Below are 19,129 nucleotides of genomic sequence, written 5' to 3'. Positions count from 1 at the left end.
CATGCGTAACAGAGATGTTGCCGCGTGGACTTCGGCCGTGGTCACCGCTTTGGTGGCCACGGCTCTCGTCTCTCCTGCGGCCGCCGCCACGTCCGCGACCACCGCCGACCGCGCGTCCTGCCCGCAGCTCTCCGAGAAGCTGCCGTGGTACGGGGACAACCGGGCCAGGCTCCAGAAAATGATCGACGAACGCGGGACCTGTCACGGTCACCACGGGGCCCGCCCCGTCGCCGCGTTCGACTGGGACAACACCGTCTCCAAGAACGACGTCACCGACGCCACCATCGCCTGGGCCCTCAAGCACGACAAGATCCTGCGCCCCGCGAGCTGGAAGAAGACCAGCAAGTGGATGACGGACGACGCCGACAAGGCGCTCACCGCCGCCTGCGGCACCGCCGTCCCCGTCGGCTCCTCGCTGCCCACCTCCACCGACACCGACTGCACGGACGAGATCTTCAACATCCGCGAGTCCGGCAGGACCATGAGCGGCGCCGCCGCCTTCGCCGGCGAATGGAACCACCGCCGGACCGTGCCCCAGTACGCCTGGGTCCCGCAGCTGTTCGCCGGGCACACGGTCCCCGAGCTCGAGTCGTACGCGGCCGCCGCCCGCAAGGAGGCCCTCGCCGCACCCGTCGGCGCCACCCAGACGCTCGGCACGCACACCATCCCCGGCTACGTCCGCTACTACGAGCAACAGCGCGACCTCATCCGTACGTTGCAGAAGGCCGGCTTCGACGTCTACATCGTGTCCGCCGGGTCCGAGCCGGTGACGGAGGTGTGGGCTGCCGGTTCAGGAGGCGTCGGCATCGACCGCAGGCACACCATCGCCATCCGTTCGGTCCTCGACGCCGAGGGCCGCATCACCACGTACAACGAAGGCTGCGGCGGCACCGGCCGCACCCAGGGCGAGGCCATCCCGTACATCGACGGCAAACGCTGCTGGATCAACCAGGACATCTTCCACATCAAGGGGAAGGCGGCCTGGGACAAGCAGCGCCGGGACAAGCGCATCGCGCTCGGCGGCGGTGACGCCGACACCGACGTCACGTTCGTCGGCGACGCGACCGGCGCCCACCTCGTCCTCAACCGGAACAAGAACGAGATCATGTGCCGGGCCTACGACAACGCCGACGGACGCTGGGTCGCCAACCCGATGTTCATCGAGCCGCTGCCGCGCAAGACCGGTACGTATCCCTGCTCGACGGCCGCCCACAACAAGCCGGAAGGCGGATTCGGACCGCTTCTGCGCGACGACGGTTCGGTCGTGCCCGACCAGGCCGACACCATCTTCTGACCCGGTGTCCTGACGTCCGCGGCCCGGCCTACAGTGCCGGGATGAGCAGTCCCTCGGCACCTCCGCCCGGCTGGTACCCGGACCCGAAGGCCCCGTCCACCGAACGCTGGTGGGACGGGGTCTCCTGGACCGATCACCGCAGACAGCCCGGCGCGGCGCCCGCCGCCCCGGGCGACTTCGGCGGCGGGCGCGGCCGGACGGTGGCCCTGGTCGTGGCGGGCACCGCGCTGGTCGCGGCCCTCGTCACCGGCGCCGTACTCGTCCTGAACGGCGGCTCCGGCGACGACAGGGCCGGTCGGCCGCGGACCGCACCGTCCGAACCGGCGCAGTCCTCGGCGCCGTCGACCACCGCGCCCGCCCCCTCACCGACCGAGGACGCCGACCACGTCACCGACCAGCTCAACGGGATCACGCTGCCGGTCGTCGACGGCTGGCAGAAGGCGCAGAACGTCGCCGACGACGACGTCCTCCTCACCACGAAGGGCACCTACACCTGCCCCTACGACGACGGGATCTGCCGCCGCGGCACCGTCGCCACGCACACCGTCACCAACGCCGACGGACCGGACCTCAAGGCGCTCGCCGCGCAGGACGCCTCCGACGCCGCCGACCGCGTCTACGACACCGACGCCGTGGGCCGCCGGCCGTTCGGCGGGATCACCGGGCACCGGGTCGTCGCCGCACGGCAGTTGGCGGTCGCCGGACGCGTCGGCTACCTCGTGCGCTGGAAGGTCCGTACGACCGTCGGGCCCGGCGGCTACATCCAGTCCGTGGTGTTCCCCTCCAGCGCCGGGTCAGAGTCGCTGGTCGCCGTCACCGGCACGCTCGACGCGGGCGACAAGGCGCCCCCGCTCACCGACCTCGACACGATCGTCAAGGGGATCCGCTCGGCGGGCGAGGGCGGTGGGGGAGTGGGCAGCAGCATCGGCCCCACCGACTGACCCTCGGCGAGGGGTCACAGGAAGGTGTAGCCCTCGCCCCGGTACGTCGGCACCGTCGCCGTCACCGCGTCGCCCGACACCAGGTGCAGCACCTCGAACCGCTCGCACAGCTCACCCGCCTTCGCGTGCCGGAACCACACCTTGTCGCCGATCAGCAGATCGTCGGCGGCCGCGCCGAGCAGCGGGGTCTGCACCTCGCCGGGGCCCTCCTGCGCGTCGTAGCGCAGCCCCTCCGGCAGATACGGCACCGGCAGCCGGTCGGGACCCGCGGCGCCGGACGCCGGGTAGCCGCCGCCGAGCACCGTGACGACCCCCACCCCCGGCCTGCGCACGACCGGCTGCGCGAACAGGGCCGCCGGACGCCCGCTGAACGACGTGTAGTTGTCGAAGAGCCGCGGCACATAGAGCCCCGAACCGGCCGCGATCTCGGTGACCGCCGCCTCCGCGGCCGTGTGCTGCACACTGCCCGTGCCGCCGCCGTTCACGAACTCCAGGTCGGGGGCCACCGCGCGCACGGCCCGCACCACCTCGCCGCGCCGCGCCGCGAGCTCCCGGCGCGCCGTCGCCTGCATCAGCCGGATCGCCCGCGACCGCACGGGCCGCCCCGCCACCGCGTCCCCGACCCCGGCCACATGACCCTCGTACGCCATGATGCCCACCAGCCGGAACCCGGGCCGCTGCGCCACCACCCGGGCCAGATCGGCGAGTTGGCCGGGCGTGCGCAGCGGGGAGCGCAGGGCGCCGATCCGCACCCGCCCGCCGAGCATCCGCAGCGACGTGTCCAGCTCCAGGCAGACCCGGATCTCCTCCCGGCCGCCGTCCCTGGCGTCGTCGATCAGCCGCAGCTGGGCCGGGTCGTCGACCATCACCGTCACCGCGGCGGCCAGCTTCGGGTCGTGCGCCAGCTCCGCGAACCCGGCGCGGTCCGCCGACGGATACGCCAGCAGGACGTCCTCGAACCCCGAGCGTGCCAGCCAGACCGACTCGGCCAGCGTGAACGACATGATCCCCGCGAACCCGGGGCGGGCCAGCACCCGCTCCAGCAGGGCCCGGCAGCGTACGGACTTGCTGGCCACCCGGATCGGCTTCCCGGCGGCGCGCCGGACGAGATCGTCGGCATTGGCGTCGAAGGCGTCCAGGTCGACGACGGCCAGAGGGGCGTCGAGGTGAGCGGTGGCCCGGTCGAAACGGGCGCGATCGGCTGCACGCGGTGTCATGGCCGAAGCCTGCCAGACACGATTACCGCAGGGTAGGGGGACGATACGGGCAGATCGGCCGAGCCCGTGGACCGGAACCCGCCGGACCTCGCCACGCCCGTTAGAGTGACGCGCACGCAGGCTGAGGAAACGGGGAGGCATGAGCACGGACGCCCGACGTGTCCCCCCGCGCCCCTCGGTGCCCCCGCGTCCCGCAGGCCCGCCCCCGGCGGCGCAGCAGCCCGAGGCCGAACTCCCGGAGACCGCACCGCCGTTGCCGACGACACCGCCGCCGCCGGCCGCCTCGGCGCGCTTCCCGGACGCGGCCCCGGCGACGGGCGCGATCCGCGTCCCGCCGGAGCCCGGGCGTCAGCCCACGCCACCGCCGCCGGCCGCGGCACCGTCCACGCCGGCCGCCCGCGACACCCCGGCCCCCGCGCCCACCCGGCCGCCCGCCCTGACCACGCCGCAGCCTCCGGCGCCGGTCGCGTCGACGCGGGTGCCCGACGCGTCGCCGTCCGGGGCGCGCGCTGCCACGGGCACGGCCGGCAGCAACGCAGCCGCAGCCCGCGGCGCTGCTCCCGCGCACCCCGGCCCGCTGCCCTCCGAGGTCCCGGCGCCCCGCCCCACGGAGACCACCACCCGGCTGCGTCCCGTTCCGGCCGCGCCTTCGACACCGCCGCCGCGCAGGCCGGTCGGCACCGTCGACCTCACGCCCGTCCCCGGCACCGCGGGGCGGCCCTTCGTGCGGTTCGCACGGCCCGAGCACTACGACGACAGCACGACCCGGCTGCGCCCCGTCGGCGCCCGGCTCGCCCCGCGCGCCGCGGCCGCCGCGGCCTGCCTCGTGCTGGGCCTCGGCCTGATCGGCGGCGCCGCCACCGGCTCGCTGCTCACCGGCGACGACGGCAGCGGCACCGTCTCCGCGCAGAGCGCCTACAACGAGGCGGGCGAGCTCTGGCACGGCATCCCCGTCGACCGGCTCTTCCCGCGCACCCTGAAGGGCGAGGGCGCGGGCCCCGGCGGCGCCGACCGCACCTGGACCCGGATCGCCGTCGCCCCCGACTCCGGCTGCGCCGACGCCTTCGACCCGCTGCTGCACAAGGCGCTGCGCTCCGTCGGCTGTCTGCGCCTGCTGCGCGCCACGTACGCGGACGCCACCCAGAGCAACGTCACCACCGTCGGCCTGCTGTTCACCAAGGCCGACCTGGAGGCGACCAAGGCGCTGCGCACCCGCTTCACCGACCAGGGCCTGGACCGGCGCACCGACCTCATGCCGCGCCCGTACGCCGCCAAGGGCACCGCCGCCGCCGGCTTCGGCGACGCCCAGCGCGCGTCGTGGAGCATCAACGTCCTCACCGACGCCCCGGTCGTGGTCTACGCCGTCTCCGGCTTCGCCGACGGCCGCGGCGTCTCCGACCCGCAGCCCGCCGCCGACGCCATGAAGTCGGGCGCCACCACGGCCCCCGCCCAGGCCGGCCTCGGCCACGAGGCCCAGGGCATCGCCGACCGGATCGAACGCGGCCTGCGCAAAGCGGTCCAGAAGCAGTCCTCGGAGCAGCCGTCATGAACCACCGGCAGCGCATCGCCGTCCTCGCCACGGCCGCGGCCCTCGCCGTGCTCCCGTCCACCGCGGCGCACGCCGACGCGGTCCGCGCCCAGCAGTGGGGCCTCACCGCCCTGCACACCCAGGAGGCGTGGCGCACCACCAAGGGCAAGGGCATCACCGTCGCCGTCCTGGACACCGGCGTCGACGACCAGCACCCCGACCTCAAGGGCAATGTCACCACCGGCAAGGACTTCATCGGCTTCGGCGCCGAGCGCGGCGACCGCCCGTGGGCCCGCCACGGCACCGCCATCGCCAGCGTCATCGCCGGCCACGGCCACGGCAAGGACGGCGGCGACGGCGTGATGGGCGTGGCCCCCGAAGCCACGATCCTGCCCGTCCGCGTGATCCTGGAGGACGGCGACCCGGCCCGCACCAAGGCCCGCGAGACCCGCGGCGACGCCCTCTCCGACGGCATCCGCTGGGCCGCCGACCACGGCGCCGACGTCATCAACCTCTCGCTCGGCGACGACTCGTCCACCGCCCACGCGGAGGCGAGCGAGGACGACGCCATCCAGTACGCGCTGAAGAAGGGCGTCTCGGTCGTCGCCTCGGCGGGCAACGGCGGCGAGAAGGGCGACCACATCTCCTACCCGGCGGCCTACCCGGGCGTCATCACCGCCACCGCCGTCGACTCGACGGGCACCCGCGCCTCGTTCTCCACCCGCCGCTGGTACGCCACCGTCGCCGCCCCGGGCCGCGGCATCGTCACCGCCGACCCGGACCGCAGGTACTACTCGGCGTGGGGCACCAGCGCGGCCTCCGCGTTCGTCTCCGGCGCGGTCGCGCTGATCCGCGCCGCGCACCCGGGCCTGAGCCCGGCCCAGATCAAGAAGCTCGTCGAGGACACCGCGCAGGACCCGCCCTCGGGCGGCCGCGACGACTCACGCGGATTCGGCATGATCGACCCGGCGGCGGCGATCACCGCGGCGAAGAAGCTGAAGCCGCAGGGCCTGACCTCGACCGCGTACGGCGAGAAGTACTTCGGCCCGGGACCCGACGACCCGGACTCCACGGGCCAGGCGACCTGGGTGGGCCTGGTGGCGGGCGGCTTCGGCGTCGCGCTGCTCGGCGCCGCGGTCTACCTGTGGCGCGGCCACCGCCTCACGCGTCGGCGCTGAGCACCGGCACGGCGGCCTTCGCCACGGCCTCCACGAGATCGATCCCGTCCTGCTGGGTGGCGCTCCCGTCGGAGACCACGGCCACCAGGTACTGCTTCCCTTCGACGGTCACCCGCCCGACGCTGTTGATGTCCCACAGCCCGGTGGTGCTCCGCCGCAGCCACCCGTTCTTGATCGCGAGCCCGTCGTCACCGGCCGCGGATATGCCCCACTGCTGATCGGCCTCGACGTTCCCCATCAGCCCCTGGACGTACGTCCGCGCGTCGGCGTCCAGGACGGCATCGGCGTCGTCATCGGCCGCGAACACCTGCTGCAGCAGGGCGAGTTGATCGGTGGCGGTGGTCTGCGTGAGCCCCCACAGCGGCCCGCCGCCGCCGGTGGTGCCGGTCAGCCCGAGCCGCTCGTTCGCGGCGTCGAGCCCGTCGGCCCTGCCGATGATGTCCCACAGCGCGGTCGTCGACGCGTTGTCGCTGTTCTCGATCATCGCGGTGGCGTAGGTCTTCTCCTGCGCGGTGAGCGAGCGGCCGTCGTCCTGCGCCTGCAGCAGCAGCGTGGCCAGGATGTCGACCTTCACGATGCTGGCGGTGTCGTACGTGGCACCGGCCGAGCCCGACGCGTAGGCCGCGCTCGTGCCGTTCTCGACGTCGAGCACGGCGACGGAGAAGTGCCCGCCCTGGCCGGACAGGGCCTCGGCGAGGAGGGCGTCCCGGTCGACGGTGGGGGACGGCGAGGGCGACGCTGACGCGGACGACGACACGGACGAGCCTCCCGAGGTGGACACCTGCGACACCAGGGCAGTCGCGTCGTGCGCCTGCGCCTTGACGTAGACCGTAGTGGCCGCGGTGCCGGCGACCAGCACCGTGGAGGCGACGGCCGCGTACAAGAGAGGCCGCCGACGGGCTTCACGCGTGCGTCGACGACGGGAACCGGAGGACATGCCCCCGATGCTCGGGCGCACTCCTGTGACGACCATGAGTCGCAGCTCAGGGTCCGCTGAGAACGTGTGGCCGCACGCTCGGTAGGGTCGGTGATCGTGGCGAACAAGAACATTCCCGACTCCGGCTTCTCCGACGACGACGGCTCCGCGGACCCGCGTCTCGCCGAGGCCCTGGCCGCCTGGTCGGCCGACCGCACGGCCCACGGCCCGGTCCTGGAGGCGCTGAAGGGCGCCCGGCTGCTGGTCCCGGTGGTCGCCGTGCTCGGCGAGGTCGAGGAGGCCGACGAGGAGGAGGGCGAAGCTCGACACAAGGGTGGTGGTGGGAGACGGGCGGGCGGCCTGCGCCGCGAGAAGACCTCCGACATGGCCGTGCCGACCCTGAGGGCTGGCTCCCGCATCGCGCTCCCGGCCTTCACGTCCACCGCGTCACTGGCCTTGTGGGACCCGGAGGCCCGCCCGGTCGCCGTCCCGCTGCACCAGGCGCTCCAGGCCGCCGCCCACGAGAAGGCCGACACGGTCGTCCTCGACCTCGCGGGCCCGGTCCCGTACGAGCTCACGGGCCCCGCCCTGTACGCCCTCGCCGAGGGCCGCACGAGCGCGGACCCGCTCCGGGACCCGGCGGTGAGGGAAGCGGTCCGCGCAGCCGTCGCGGCGGAACCGGCGGTGGCCCGCGCGTACCTCGGTCCGGGCCAGGCGGACGGCACGCTCGCGCTGGTGGTGGATGGGGGCGCCGACGTGCAGGCGGCCGCGGGGGCCGTGGCCCGGCGCATCGCGGCCGACGAAACACTGAGGGCCCGCCTGGCGCGCGGCCTCGACCTGGCACTGCTGCCGGCCGAGGCCACCCTGCCGGGCGAGCCCTTGTACGTACGTGGTTGATGCGTGGTCGAGCGGGATCAGCCGTAGATGGGCCCGGTGTACTTCTCACCGGGGCCCTGGCCCGGCTCGTCCGGCACGATCGAGGCCTCGCGGAAGGCGAGCTGCAGCGACTTCAGACCGTCGCGCAGCGGCGCCGCGTGGAAGGAGCTGATCTCCGTGGCGCTGCCGTCCAGCAGGCCGGCCAGCGCGTGGATCAGCTTCCGGGCCTCGTCGAGGTCCTTGTGGGCGTCGCCCTCCTCGGTGAGGCCGAGCTTCACCGCGGCGGCGCTCATCAGGTTGACCGCGACCGTCACGATGACCTCGACGGCGGGCACCTCGGCGATGTCGCGGGTGAGCGCGTCGTAGTCGGGAGAGTCGGTGGTGTCGGTTGCGGTGGTGGCGTCACTCATGCGCCCCACGATAAGCCCGACCGCCGACAGCCCACTCGGTTGGGCGCATCCCCCAAGTGCTGCTAACCTTGTGTAACGACCGGCCGGACACCTGCGTGCTCCGGCCCACAAGTGGAGGCTCCGATCTCCCACCTGGCCGCCCAGCAGGGCGGCGGGTCACCGGTCAGACGGTCCCCGTCGTTCCGTACGGACGACGGAACCGTCCGATAGTGCGCCCCGCGGCTACACCGTGGCGGTGCTCCGGTAGTTCCAGGAGCCCCCTCATGTGTACCGTCCGGGGCATTTTTTGTGTGTCGGCGCGGTTGGTACTTACGTAACAGACGTAACGCGGCGGTCCGCCAGGCCGTCGTGTGGTGCTACCGAGGAGGATCCATCAGCGCCGAGCCCCGCATCAACGACCGGATTCGCGTTCCCGAAGTGCGACTTGTCGGTCCCAGCGGCGAGCAGGTCGGGATTGTTCCGCTTGCCAAGGCCCTTGAGCTCGCTCAGGAGTACGACCTCGACCTGGTCGAGGTGGCGGCGAACGCCCGTCCTCCCGTCTGCAAGCTCATGGACTACGGGAAGTTCAAGTACGAGTCGGCCATGAAGGCCCGTGAGGCGCGCAAGAACCAGGCGCACACGGTCATCAAGGAGATGAAGCTCCGGCCGAAGATCGACCCGCACGACTATGACACCAAGAAGGGTCACGTCGTCCGGTTCCTCAAGCAGGGCGACAAGGTCAAGATCACGATCATGTTCCGTGGTCGCGAGCAGTCCCGGCCGGAGCTCGGCTACCGACTGCTGCAGCGCCTTGCGAACGACGTCGAGGACCTCGGTTTCGTCGAGTCGAACCCGAAGCAGGACGGCCGGAACATGATCATGGTTCTGGGTCCGCACAAGAAGAAGACCGAGGCCATGGCCGAGGCCCGCGAGGCGCAGGCCGCCCGCAAGGCCGACGCGAAGGCCAACCCCGGCAAGTCGCAGAACGCGGCCGAGGCCGAGGCGGACGCCGAGGTCGAGGCCGAGGTCGAGACCCCCGCCGAGGCTCCTGCCGAGGCATGATCCGGTGGCACACAGCCTGTGTGCCACGGATACCAACTGACACAACTGACGTTCCCTCGCGGCCGGTTCGCGCCTCTGGCACGGACCGGCCGGGAACGCCACTGACGAGGAGAGAACGGCGCTATGCCGAAGAACAAGTCGCACAGCGGTGCCAGCAAGCGCTTCAAGATCACCGGCTCCGGCAAGGTGCTCCGTGAGCGTGCCGGCAAGCGCCACCTGCTCGAGCACAAGTCGTCCCGTGTGACGCGTCGCCTCACCGGCAACGCCGAGATGGCCCCGGGCGACGCCGCGAAGATCAAGAAGCTTCTCGGCAAGTGAGGCGGCGGCGCCACGGCGCCGTACGCAGCTAGACCGGGACTATTCGAACTTGGGTCGGGTGACATCAACCCCGGCCCCGCTACAAGGAGTTAACAAGTGGCACGCGTCAAGCGCGCGGTAAACGCGCACAAGAAGCGTCGGGCGATCCTCGAGCAGGCCAGCGGCTACCGCGGTCAGCGTTCGCGTCTGTACCGCAAGGCCAAGGAGCAGGTCACCCACTCCCTGGTCTACAACTACAACGACCGCAAGAAGCGCAAGGGCGACTTCCGTCAGCTGTGGATCCAGCGCATCAACGCCGCTGCCCGCCAGAACGGCATGACGTACAACCGCCTCATCCAGGGTCTGAAGGCCGCCAACATCGAGGTGGACCGCAAGATCCTCGCGGAGCTGGCCGTCAACGACTCCAACGCGTTCGCCGCGCTGGTCGAGGTTGCGCAGAAGGCGCTTCCGGCTGACGTCAACGCGCCGAAGGCTGCCGCCTGATCGCTCCGCTGAGCCGGATGTGATGTCGGACCCGCAAGCTTGCCGCTTGCGGGTCCGAGTGCGTTGGGCGTTGCGTCTGCCATCGTTTGTTGTGTGCCGTGCGCGGGCCGGTTGTGGCTGGTCGCGCAGTTCCCCGCGCCCCTGAGGGGGCACGTCTTCCCAGGTGAGTTTCATGGTTGCTGCCCCCGAGCTGATCTCTCCCAAGTCCCCTCGTGTCTCCGCCGCCCGGCGGCTCGGCAAGCGGAACTTCCGGGGCAAGGAGCGGCTGTTTCTCGCCGAGGGGCCGCAGGCCGTGCGGGAGGCCGCCGCGCACGGGGGACTCGTGGAGATGTTCGCGACCGTCGAGGCCGCGGAGCGGTACGCCGACATCGTGGGGGAGGCCCGCACCGCCGGCGCCCGCGTGCACCTCGCCGACGAGGCCGTCATCGCCGACATCTCGACGACCGTGACCCCGCAGGGCGTCGTCGGGGTCTGCCGGTTCCTGGACGTGCCGTTCGAGGACGTTCTCGCGGCGCGGCCCAAGCTCGTCGCCGTCCTCGCCCACGTACGGGACCCCGGGAACGCCGGGACCGTGCTGCGCTGCGCCGACGCCGCGGGCGCCGAGGCCGTGATCCTCACTGACGCCTCGGTGGACCTGTACAACCCGAAGGCCGTACGGGCGTCGGTCGGCTCCCTCTTCCATCTGCCGGTCGCCGTGGGCGTCCCCGTCGAGCAGGCCGTCGCCGGGCTCAAGGACGCGGGCGTGCGCCTCCTCGCCGCCGACGGCGCGGGCGACGACGACCTCGACGACGAGCTCGACAAGGGCACCATGGGCACCCCGACCGCCTGGATCTTCGGCAACGAGGCGTGGGGCCTGCCCGAGGAGACCCGCGCGCTCGCGGACGCCGTCGTGCGCGTCCCCATCCACGGCAAGGCCGAGAGCCTCAACCTCGCGACGGCGGCCGCGGTGTGCCTGTACGCCTCCGCTCGTGCACAGCGCGCCCCCGGAGGGTGCCGTTCCGTCACGGACAGCTAGTAGGGTGACCTCCTCGGAGCCACAGGCCAAGAGGTGGGACACGGGGAGATGAGCGTCGTCGGCACGAGCAGCACACGCGGAGCGCAGGGGCACGCAGGCCCTGGCTCACCCCGGTGCGGCCTCGACGATCTCGGCGATCTCGGCGGCCTCGGCGTCCAGCCCGACGATCTGCCCGACGGACTCGTCGTCGCCGACGAGAGCGGGCACGTCGTCTGCTTCAACGCCGCCGCCGAGCGGATCACCGCCGTCCCGCGCGAGCGCGCCCTCGGCTCACCGCTGGAGCGCGCCCTGCCCTTGGAGGATCTCGAAGGCCGTCGCTGGTGGCAGCTGACGGATCCGTACGGGGGGCTCGCCACCCGCGTCGGCCAGCCCGAGCGCAATCTGCTGCTGCCGGGCGGGCGGGAGGTCCTGGTCACCGCGCGCTATGTGCGCGGCAGGCCGACCGGACCGGTGCGCCGGGTCGTCGTCTCGATCCGGGACACCGAGGCCAGGCGCCGCACCGAGCGCAGTCACGCCGAGCTGATCGCGACGGTCGCGCACGAACTGCGCTCGCCGCTGACCTCGGTCAAGGGGTTCACCGCGACACTGCTCGCCAAGTGGGAGCGGTTCACGGACGAGCAGAAGCGGCTGATGCTGGAGACCGTCGACGCCGACGCCAACCGCGTGACCCGGCTGATCGCCGAGCTGCTCGACATCTCGCGGATCGATTCCGGTCGCCTCGAAGTGCGCCGCCAGCCCGTCGACATCGCCGCCGCCGTCTCCCGCCACATCCAGGCCCATGTGGCTTCGGGGCAGGCCGCCGACCGTTTTCTGCTCCGCGTCGAGCAGCCGCTGCCCGATCTGTGGGCCGACCCCGACAAGGTCGACCAGGTACTCAGCAATCTGCTGGAAAACGCCGTGCGGCACGGCGAAGGATCCGTCACGATTGCCATCGAACCCGCCGCACCCACAGAACCGTCCGGCACGTCGGTCACCGTGAGCGACGAAGGCCCCGGCATCCCGGAGGAGTCCATGAACCGCGTCTTCACCCGCTTCTGGCGGGGCAGCAAGCGCGGTGGCACCGGCCTCGGCCTCTACATCGTCAAGGGCATCGTCGAGGCCCACGGCGGGAGCATCACCGTCGGCCGGGCGCCCGGTGGCGGCGCCGAGTTCCGATTTATGCTGCCCGTCGGGGCACCCGCGTATCTCACCAGCTGAGCGCAGGGCCCCCACGGGCGCATTCGCACACCTCACCCCCGTTAGACTCGTCCTTTGGCACGTTTGCGTCCCTGCCACGAGACAGCCGTCGAACGCGTCTGCGGGACCCATCAGCCAGCCAATCGGAAGCACGGGAAGAGATGTCGGCACCGAACAAGTCGTACGACCCTGTCGAGGTCGAGGCACTGAAACCGGAAGAGATCGAGCGCGTCCGGGACGAGGCGCTCGCCGCCTTCGCCGCCGCGGACTCGCTCGACGCGCTTCAGGAGGCGAAGGTCGCGCACACCGGCGGCACCTCGCCGCTGTCGCTCGCCAACCGCGAGATCGGCGCGCTGCCCCCGCAGGCCAAGGCCGCGGCCGGCAAGCTCGTCGGCCAGGCCCGCGCCGCCGTGGGCCGGGGCCTCGCCGCCCGCCAGGTCGAGCTGGAGGCCGAGCGCGACGCGCGCGTCCTGGTCGAGGAGGCCGTGGACGTCACGCTGCCCTACGACCGCACGCCCGCCGGTGCCCGCCACCCGCTGACGACGATGATGGAGCGCGTCGCCGACGTCTTCGTGTCCATGGGATACGAGATCGCCGAGGGCCCCGAGGTCGAGGCCGAGTGGTTCAACTTCGACGCCCTGAACTTCACGCCGGACCACCCGGCGCGGCAGATGCAGGACACGTTCTTCGTCGCCGGGCCCGAGGGCCGCGAGAAGACGGTCGGCGACGAGTCCGGCGTCGTGCTGCGCACGCACACGTCCCCGGTGCAGGCCCGCGCGCTGCTCGACCGTGAGCCGCCCGTCTACATCGTCTGCCCCGGCCGCGTCTTCCGCACCGACGAGCTCGACGCCACGCACACCCCGGTCTTCCACCAGATCGAGCTGCTGGCCGTCGACGAGGGCCTGACCATGGCCGACCTGAAGGGCACCCTCGACCACATGGTCAAGGCGCTCTTCGGCGACGACATGAAGACGCGCCTGCGGCCGAACTACTTCCCGTTCACCGAGCCGTCCGCCGAGATGGACATGGTCTGCTACGTCTGCCGCGGCGAGTCCGTCGGCAACCCGGACCGTCCGTGCCGCACCTGCGGCAGCGAGGGCTGGATCGAGCTGGGCGGCTGCGGCATGGTCAACCCGCGGGTCCTGACGGCCTGCGGCGTCGACCCCGAGAAGTACAGCGGATTCGCCTTCGGGTTCGGCATCGAGCGGATGCTGATGTTCCGCCACAACGTCGAAGACATGCGAGACATGGTCGAGGGTGACGTCCGGTTCACCCGGCCGTTCGGGATGGAGATCTGATGCGGGTCCCGCTTTCCTGGCTGCGGGAGTACGTCGACCTCCCCGCCACTGAGACCGGCCGCGACGTGCAGGCCAAGCTCGTCGGCGTCGGCCTTGAGGTCGAGACCGTCGAGCAGCTCGGCGCCGACCTCAAGGGCCCCCTCGTCGTCGGCCAGGTGCTGACCATCGAGGAGCTCGAAGGCTTCAAGAAGCCGATCCGCTTCTGCACGGTCGACGTCGGCCAGGCCAACGGCACGGGTGAGCCGCAGGAGATCGTCTGTGGCGCCCGGAACTTCCAGGTCGGCGACAAGGTCGTCGTCGTGCTGCCCGGCGCCGAGCTGCCCGGCGGCTTCGCGATCGCCGCGCGCAAGACGTACGGCAAGACCTCGCACGGCATGATCTGCTCCACCGACGAGCTCGGCATGGGCGACGACGGCACGCACGGCATCATCGTGCTGCCGCCGGAGCACGAGGCCGGCACCGACGCCATCGAGCTCCTGGAGCTCGTGGACGAGGTGCTCGACATCGCCGTCACGCCCGACCGCGGCTACTGCCTGTCGATGCGCGGCATCGCCCGCGAGACCGCCATCGCGTACGGCCTTCCGCTGCGCGACCCGGCGCTCCTCGACGTCCCGGCGCCGAACGCGAACGGGTTCCCGGTCAAGGTCTCCGACCCGATCGGCTGCGACCGCTTCACCGCGCGCACCGTCACCGGTCTGAGCCCCGAGGCCCGCTCGCCGATCTGGCTGCAGCGCCGCCTGCAGAAGGCCGGCATGCGTCCGATCTCGCTCGCGGTCGACGTCGCCAACTACGTGATGCTGGAGCTGGGCCAGCCCCTGCACACGTACGACCGTTCGCTCGTCCAGGGCGCGATCGGCGTGCGCCGGGCGCAGCAGGGCGAGGAGATCACCACCCTCGACGGCGTCAAGCGCACGCTGGACGCCGAGGACCTGGTCATCGTCGACGACAACGGGCCGATCGGCCTCGCCGGCGTCATGGGCGGTGCCAACACGGAGATCGCCGACCACGAGGCCGACGCGGGCACGACCGACGTCGTCATCGAGGCCGCGCACTTCGACGCGATCACCATCGCCCGCACCGCCCGCCGCCACAAGCTGTCCTCCGAGGCGTCCAAGCGCTACGAGCGCGGTGTCGACCCGCAGGCCACGTCGGCCGCCGCCCAGCGCGTCGCCGACCTGCTGGTGCTGCTCGCCGGCGGTACCGCGGACGAGGGCGTCACCGAGGTCATCGCGCCGGGTGCCCCGCGCACCATCACCATCCCGGCCGACCACCCGGACAAGGTCGCGGGCGTCGCGTACGGCCGTGAGACCGTCGTGCGCCGTCTCCAGGAAGTCGGCTGTGACGTCTACGGCCAGGACGAGCTGGTCGTCACCGTGCCGTCCTGGCGGCCCGACATGACCGACCCGAACGACCTGGCCGAAGAGGTCATCCGTCTTGAGGGCTACGAGAACCTGCCCTCCACGCTGCCGAAGCCCCCGGCCGGCCGTGGCCTGACCGATCGCCAGCGGCTGCACCGCCGTGTGGGCCGCGCCCTCGCCGGTGCCGGTTACGTCGAGGCCCTGAACTACCCGTTCATCGGGCAGGCCGTCCTCGACCAGCTGGGCCTGGAGCAGGACGACCCGCGCCGCGTCACCGTCGACCTGGTCAACCCGCTCTCCGACGAGGAGCCCTCGCTCCGTACGACGCTGCTGCCGGGCCTGCTCGGCGCGCTGCGCCGCAACGACGGACGCGGCAGCCACGACCTGGCGCTCTTCGAGACGGGCCTCGTCTTCCGGCCGACCGGGAACGAGCACAAGGCCGTGCGCCTCCCGGTGGACCGCAGGCCCACCGACGAGGAGATCGCCGAGCTCACCACCGCGCTGCCGCGCCAGCCGCGCCGCGTCGCCGTCGTCCTCGCGGGCGCCCGCGAGCAGGCCGGCTGGTGGGGCAAGGGCACCCCGGCGACCTGGGCGGACGCCATCGAGGCGGCCCGCGCCGTCGCCGCGGAGGCCGGTGTCGAGCTGACCGTCCGCGCCGACCAGCACGAGCCGTGGCACCCGGGCCGCTGCGCCGCCCTGTACGTGGGCGAGCAGCTGGTCGGCCACGCCGGTGAGCTGCACCCGCGCGTCGTCAAGGCGATGCACCTGCCCGAGCGCACCTGCGCCATGGAGATCGAGCTCGACCTCGTCGAGCAGGCGTCCACGGGCGCGGTGCAGGCGCCGCGGATCTCCACGTTCCCCGTCGCCACGCAGGACGTCGCACTCGTCGTCGACCGGACCGTCCCGGCCGCCGAGGTCGAGAAGGTGCTGCGCGAGGGCGCCGGTGAACTCCTGGAGTCCCTCCGCCTGTTCGACGTCTACGAGAACGCCGAGCAGCTCGGCGACGGCAAGAAGTCGCTCGCGTACGCGCTGCGCTTCCGCGCCGCCGACCGCACGCTGACCGTCGACGAGGCGTCCGCGGCCCGCGACGCCGCGGTGGCCCTGGCCGCCGAGCGCACGGGCGCGGTCCTGCGCGGCGCATAACGGCGCAGGTAGGACGCAGTTGAGGGGCGCACCCGGGACACCGGGTGCGCCCCTCACTCGTTCGGGTGAGGAATCTCGGCGATCTGGTCCGACCGGGCCACCCTGTCGCAAGAATCAAGGCGGCCGCCGGGCCGACCGGTGCGCCCGCTGAACAGGGCCTAGGGGGCCGTCGGCATGATTCGTTCCAAGACCAGGGCGCCCACCCGAGTCTTCCCCATCACCCTCCCCACCCTCCGCTCGCGGCTCCTCGAAGCCGCCCGCACCGACCCCCTGCGCCTCCGCCGGGCGCTGATGCTGGGCCTGCCCACCGTCTGGGGCGCGGTCGCCATCTCGTACAAGCTCGCCTGCCCGCTCGCGCAGCAGAACGGCCTGGGTGCGCGGATCGTCACCAGTGCCGTCTTCTTCGTGGTGGGCACCGGGCTGATACTCCACGTCCGGCACGGGCTGATGCGTGAGCTGAAGGAGGCCAGGGCGGTCGCGGGCGCCGCGCAGTCGGTGCTCCTGCGGCCGCTTCCGCCGCGCCTCGACGGCCTCGCGCTCGCCGCGGGACAGCTCTCCGCCGACCCGGGTGCCAGCGTCGGCGGCGATCTGTACGACGTCGTGGCCACCGATCACGGCGTCCGGGTCGTCATGGGGGACGTACGCGGCCATGGGCTCGCCGCGCTGGCCACCGTCGGCGCCGTGCTCGGCAGTTTTCGCGAGGCCGCCCACGACGAGCCGGACCTCGGCGGTGTGCTGCGACGGCTGGAGCGGGCGCACGCCCGGCACCTGCGACAGCGCTCGCGCGACGAGCACCCGGCCGCCGGGCGCGGGGAGCCCGAGAGTCCGCTCGCCGAGGAGTTCGTGACCGTGCTGCTCCTGGAGATCCGGCAGGACGGCGTCGTGCACGCGCTCAACTGCGGTCACCCGTGGCCGTACCTGCTGCGTCCGGGCGCCGTGCGGTGCGTCGAGCCGATGACCGGTGATCCGATGCCGCCGCTCGGCCCGTTCCCGCTGCCACCGGAGCTCGTGCCCGTGCGGTGCGGGCGGATCCTGCCGGGCGAGGGCCTCCTGCTGCACACCGACGGCATCGAGGACGCCCGGGACGCGCATGGCCGGTTCTTTCCGTTCCAGGCCGCCCTCACCGACGCCGTGCGGCGCAGGGCCGTCGTGCCGGCGGCTGTCATCCACGCCGTGTACGGCCGGCTGCTCGGCCATATCGGCGGGCGGATCAGCGACGACGCGGCCATGCTCGTGCTCCGCAACGACCGCAGACGCGTCCCGGTCCAGCACGGCGGGCCCTTGGGGCGCACCGTGCACAAGGTTCCCTGACATCGCACCGCCTCCCGGGGGCGCGCCGTCCGCCCGCCGCGGAGTGTCGGGCAGGCGAGCGGGCGGACGGCGCGGGTGCGGGCCGCCGCACTGTACGAGGGGGAGCCGGCGGCCCGGCCGGCCTCTTGCGAGGCAGTTCAGTCAAGCGGGTCGAAACCGGCCACAACAGTGCGCATAGAGGCCGGAGTTGGGTATTCCGATCACACCCCGTGTGAAGTGGCCTGGACTACCCTGGCGACACCGAGCCAACGGAGGGCATCCATGCAGCCCAACACCCTGCTCGACGCGATTCTCGACGAGGCCGGGATCTCCCATGCGGGTCTCGCCGCCCATGTGAACCAGGCGGGCAAGGCCCGCGGACTCTCCCTGAGGTACGAACACACCGCCGTGGCGCGGTGGTTGAAGGGGCAGCGTCCGCGAGGGCAGGTGCCCGACCTGATCTGCGAGGTGCTCGCCGCCCGGCTCCAGCGGCACGTCACGCTCGACGACATCGGCCTCGGCATCCCGGGGGAGCCGGCGGTCCCGCACAACGGGACGCTGTCCGGGTTCGTGGAGCGGGCCACCGCGCTGTGGCGTTCGGACCAGCAGCAGCGCCGGCACATCCTGGACGCGCCCGCGGTCACCGGCACCCCGGCCGTGATGCCGGTGTGGGAGTGGGAGAACCCGCCGGAGGACACCGACGTCTCCCGCGGCGGACGCCACCAGGTCAGCCTCGCCGACCTGGAGATGATGCGTTCGGCCCGCACGCACTACGAGCAGATGTACCGCAAGGCGGGCGGCATCGCGACCCGGATCCGGATCGTCGGCTTCCTCAACAGCGAGGCGGCGCCCCTGCTGCGCGGCAGCTACACCGACGAGACGGGACGCCAACTCCACCGCGCCACCGGCGGGTTGGTGGCCATCGCGGGGATCTGCGCCTACGACTCGGACGCGCACGGCCTCGCCCAGCGCTACTTCCACCAGGCACTGAGACTCGCGAAGGCCAGCGGGGACCGGGGCCTCGGCGCGTACGTCATAGCGCTGCTGGTCAACCAGTCGCTGCACATGCGCGAGTACCGGCAGGCCGTCGCCTTCGCGGAGGCCGCGCTGCGCGCCGCAGGGCGGCACATCACGCCCGCACTCGCCTCCGATCTGTACGCGATGCAGGCCAAGGCGTACGCACACCTCGGTGACGGCACCAGCGCGCTGGAGTGCATCCGGCGTGCCGAGTCCGCCGCCGACCGGATCCGGCGCGGACACGAGCCGGACGAGACCGGGTACGTGCAGCCCGGATTCGTCAACGTCCAGGTCGCGGAGGCCCTGTTGAGCCTCGGCGACTACGTCGGCGCCAAGGAGCACGCCACCGAGGCCGTGCACACCCCGGCCCACGACCGCGGCCGTGTGCACCGGCTCGCGGTTCTCAGCCAGATCCAGCTCCGGCAGGGCAACGCGGACCAGGCCGTCGAGACCGCGGTCCAGATGGCCGAGGCCGCGCGGGGGATGGAGTCCCAGCGGTTGCGCGACAGACTCCGGGCGGTACGCGAGCACCTGGTGCGCAGCGGCTGCGCCGGTACGGCCGAAGCCGCCGAACTCATCGACGGGGCACTGCGCGTACCGCTCTGAGCCCTTTTCGGTGGGCGCTCGTTC

17 protein-coding genes are annotated in these 19,129 nt (G+C 72.5%); 14 read left to right on the top strand and 3 right to left on the bottom strand.

Annotated elements, in window-relative coordinates:
• The first annotated feature begins 1 nt into the window (after window position 1).
• Both J3486_RS10800 and J3486_RS10795 read left to right on the top strand, forming a co-directional pair.
• On the top strand, window positions 2-1,294 hold the full coding sequence (locus J3486_RS10800) for a haloacid dehalogenase-like hydrolase (RefSeq protein WP_207819986.1): 1,293 nt from the start codon (window positions 2-4) through the stop codon (window positions 1,292-1,294).
• Between the two features lie 41 nt (window positions 1,295-1,335).
• Window positions 1,336-2,235: a DUF2510 domain-containing protein gene (locus tag J3486_RS10795; RefSeq protein ID WP_207819985.1), complete on the top strand. Its 900-nt coding sequence runs from the start codon at window positions 1,336-1,338 to the stop codon at window positions 2,233-2,235.
• Between the two features lie 14 nt (window positions 2,236-2,249).
• Here the strand turns inward: J3486_RS10795 and J3486_RS10790 are convergent, their stop codons facing one another.
• Window positions 2,250-3,452 (bottom strand): amino acid deaminase/aldolase, encoded by a 1,203-nt coding sequence (locus tag J3486_RS10790; protein ID WP_207819984.1) that lies wholly within the window; start codon window positions 3,450-3,452, stop codon window positions 2,250-2,252.
• A gap of 139 nt (window positions 3,453-3,591) precedes the next feature.
• Here J3486_RS10790 and J3486_RS10785 point away from each other — a divergent pair, with 139 nt between their 5' ends.
• Complete coding sequence (locus J3486_RS10785) at window positions 3,592-5,001, top strand: hypothetical protein (RefSeq protein WP_229377822.1); 1,410 nt, start codon at window positions 3,592-3,594, stop codon at window positions 4,999-5,001.
• Window positions 4,998-6,158 carry a type VII secretion-associated serine protease mycosin gene (gene mycP / locus J3486_RS10780; protein ID WP_207819983.1) on the top strand — a complete coding sequence of 387 codons (1,161 nt, stop codon included), beginning with the start codon at window positions 4,998-5,000 and terminating at the stop codon, window positions 6,156-6,158. Before J3486_RS10785 ends, mycP begins: the two co-directional genes overlap by 4 nt.
• Here mycP and J3486_RS10775 read toward each other — a convergent pair.
• A complete protein-coding gene (locus J3486_RS10775) occupies window positions 6,142-7,095 on the bottom strand; it encodes a serine hydrolase (RefSeq protein WP_207819982.1) in 954 nt (317 codons plus the stop codon). The two genes, mycP and J3486_RS10775, sit on opposite strands and share 17 nt — an antisense overlap.
• 96 nt (window positions 7,096-7,191) lie before the next feature.
• Here J3486_RS10775 and J3486_RS10770 point away from each other — a divergent pair, with 96 nt between their 5' ends.
• Window positions 7,192-7,971, top strand: a complete 780-nt coding sequence (locus J3486_RS10770; protein ID WP_207819981.1) for an SseB family protein — start codon at window positions 7,192-7,194, stop codon at window positions 7,969-7,971.
• A gap of 17 nt (window positions 7,972-7,988) precedes the next feature.
• Here the strand turns inward: J3486_RS10770 and J3486_RS10765 are convergent, their stop codons facing one another.
• Window positions 7,989-8,360 (bottom strand): DUF1844 domain-containing protein, encoded by a 372-nt coding sequence (locus tag J3486_RS10765; RefSeq protein ID WP_207819980.1) that lies wholly within the window; start codon window positions 8,358-8,360, stop codon window positions 7,989-7,991.
• 348 nt (window positions 8,361-8,708) lie between these two features.
• On the opposite strand from J3486_RS10765, the gene infC reads away from it, so the two are divergent.
• The 9 genes from infC to J3486_RS10720 all read left to right on the top strand — a co-directional run bounded on the left by infC (window position 8,709) and on the right by J3486_RS10720 (window position 19,105).
• The gene (infC, locus tag J3486_RS10760; protein ID WP_207819979.1) at window positions 8,709-9,401 is read left to right on the top strand and encodes a translation initiation factor IF-3; all 693 of its coding nucleotides are present in this window, start codon (window positions 8,709-8,711) and stop codon (window positions 9,399-9,401) included.
• A gap of 123 nt (window positions 9,402-9,524) precedes the next feature.
• Complete coding sequence (rpmI, locus tag J3486_RS10755) at window positions 9,525-9,719, top strand: 50S ribosomal protein L35 (RefSeq protein WP_003977225.1); 195 nt, start codon at window positions 9,525-9,527, stop codon at window positions 9,717-9,719.
• Window positions 9,720-9,815: 96 nt separating this feature from the next.
• A complete protein-coding gene (gene rplT, locus J3486_RS10750; protein WP_189976603.1) occupies window positions 9,816-10,202 on the top strand; it encodes a 50S ribosomal protein L20 in 387 nt (128 codons plus the stop codon).
• 172 nt (window positions 10,203-10,374) lie between these two features.
• The gene (locus tag J3486_RS10745; RefSeq protein ID WP_207819978.1) at window positions 10,375-11,217 is read left to right on the top strand and encodes an RNA methyltransferase; all 843 of its coding nucleotides are present in this window, start codon (window positions 10,375-10,377) and stop codon (window positions 11,215-11,217) included.
• A gap of 48 nt (window positions 11,218-11,265) precedes the next feature.
• On the top strand, window positions 11,266-12,414 hold the full coding sequence (locus tag J3486_RS10740; protein ID WP_207819977.1) for an ATP-binding protein: 1,149 nt from the start codon (window positions 11,266-11,268) through the stop codon (window positions 12,412-12,414).
• Between the two features lie 140 nt (window positions 12,415-12,554).
• A complete protein-coding gene (gene pheS / locus J3486_RS10735; RefSeq protein WP_207819976.1) occupies window positions 12,555-13,691 on the top strand; it encodes a phenylalanine--tRNA ligase subunit alpha in 1,137 nt (378 codons plus the stop codon).
• Window positions 13,691-16,192, top strand: coding sequence for a phenylalanine--tRNA ligase subunit beta (gene pheT / locus J3486_RS10730; RefSeq protein ID WP_207819975.1), 2,502 nt, complete (start codon window positions 13,691-13,693; stop codon window positions 16,190-16,192). The genes pheS and pheT overlap by 1 nt, the downstream gene beginning before the upstream one ends.
• A gap of 291 nt (window positions 16,193-16,483) precedes the next feature.
• The gene (locus J3486_RS10725; protein ID WP_207820278.1) at window positions 16,484-17,503 is read left to right on the top strand and encodes a PP2C family protein-serine/threonine phosphatase; all 1,020 of its coding nucleotides are present in this window, start codon (window positions 16,484-16,486) and stop codon (window positions 17,501-17,503) included.
• 261 nt (window positions 17,504-17,764) lie between these two features.
• On the top strand, window positions 17,765-19,105 hold the full coding sequence (locus J3486_RS10720; protein WP_207819974.1) for a transcriptional regulator: 1,341 nt from the start codon (window positions 17,765-17,767) through the stop codon (window positions 19,103-19,105).
• The last annotated feature ends 24 nt before the right edge of the window (window positions 19,106-19,129 follow it).

This window comes from Streptomyces sp. VRA16 Mangrove soil (assembly GCF_017377775.1).
Lineage (GTDB): Bacteria > Actinomycetota > Actinomycetes > Streptomycetales > Streptomycetaceae > Streptomyces.
The sequence above is the reverse complement of the archived record's forward strand: the minus strand, read 5'-3'. Positions and strand labels throughout refer to the sequence as shown.

Coding starts and splice junctions, on each gene's coding strand:
- J3486_RS10800 (WP_207819986.1), top strand. CDS start 2: ATGCGTAACAGAGATGTTGCCGCGTGGACTTCGGCCGTGGTCACCGCT.
- J3486_RS10795 (WP_207819985.1), top strand. CDS start 1,336: ATGAGCAGTCCCTCGGCACCTCCGCCCGGCTGGTACCCGGACCCGAAG.
- J3486_RS10790 (WP_207819984.1), bottom strand. CDS start 3,452: ATGACACCGCGTGCAGCCGATCGCGCCCGTTTCGACCGGGCCACCGCT.
- J3486_RS10785 (WP_229377822.1), top strand. CDS start 3,592: ATGAGCACGGACGCCCGACGTGTCCCCCCGCGCCCCTCGGTGCCCCCG.
- mycP (WP_207819983.1), top strand. CDS start 4,998: ATGAACCACCGGCAGCGCATCGCCGTCCTCGCCACGGCCGCGGCCCTC.
- J3486_RS10775 (WP_207819982.1), bottom strand. CDS start 7,095: ATGTCCTCCGGTTCCCGTCGTCGACGCACGCGTGAAGCCCGTCGGCGG.
- J3486_RS10765 (WP_207819980.1), bottom strand. CDS start 8,360: ATGAGTGACGCCACCACCGCAACCGACACCACCGACTCTCCCGACTAC.
- rpmI (WP_003977225.1), top strand. CDS start 9,525: ATGCCGAAGAACAAGTCGCACAGCGGTGCCAGCAAGCGCTTCAAGATC.
- J3486_RS10745 (WP_207819978.1), top strand. CDS start 10,375: ATGGTTGCTGCCCCCGAGCTGATCTCTCCCAAGTCCCCTCGTGTCTCC.
- J3486_RS10740 (WP_207819977.1), top strand. CDS start 11,266: ATGAGCGTCGTCGGCACGAGCAGCACACGCGGAGCGCAGGGGCACGCA.
- pheS (WP_207819976.1), top strand. CDS start 12,555: ATGTCGGCACCGAACAAGTCGTACGACCCTGTCGAGGTCGAGGCACTG.
- pheT (WP_207819975.1), top strand. CDS start 13,691: ATGCGGGTCCCGCTTTCCTGGCTGCGGGAGTACGTCGACCTCCCCGCC.
- J3486_RS10725 (WP_207820278.1), top strand. CDS start 16,484: ATGCTGGGCCTGCCCACCGTCTGGGGCGCGGTCGCCATCTCGTACAAG.
- J3486_RS10720 (WP_207819974.1), top strand. CDS start 17,765: ATGCAGCCCAACACCCTGCTCGACGCGATTCTCGACGAGGCCGGGATC.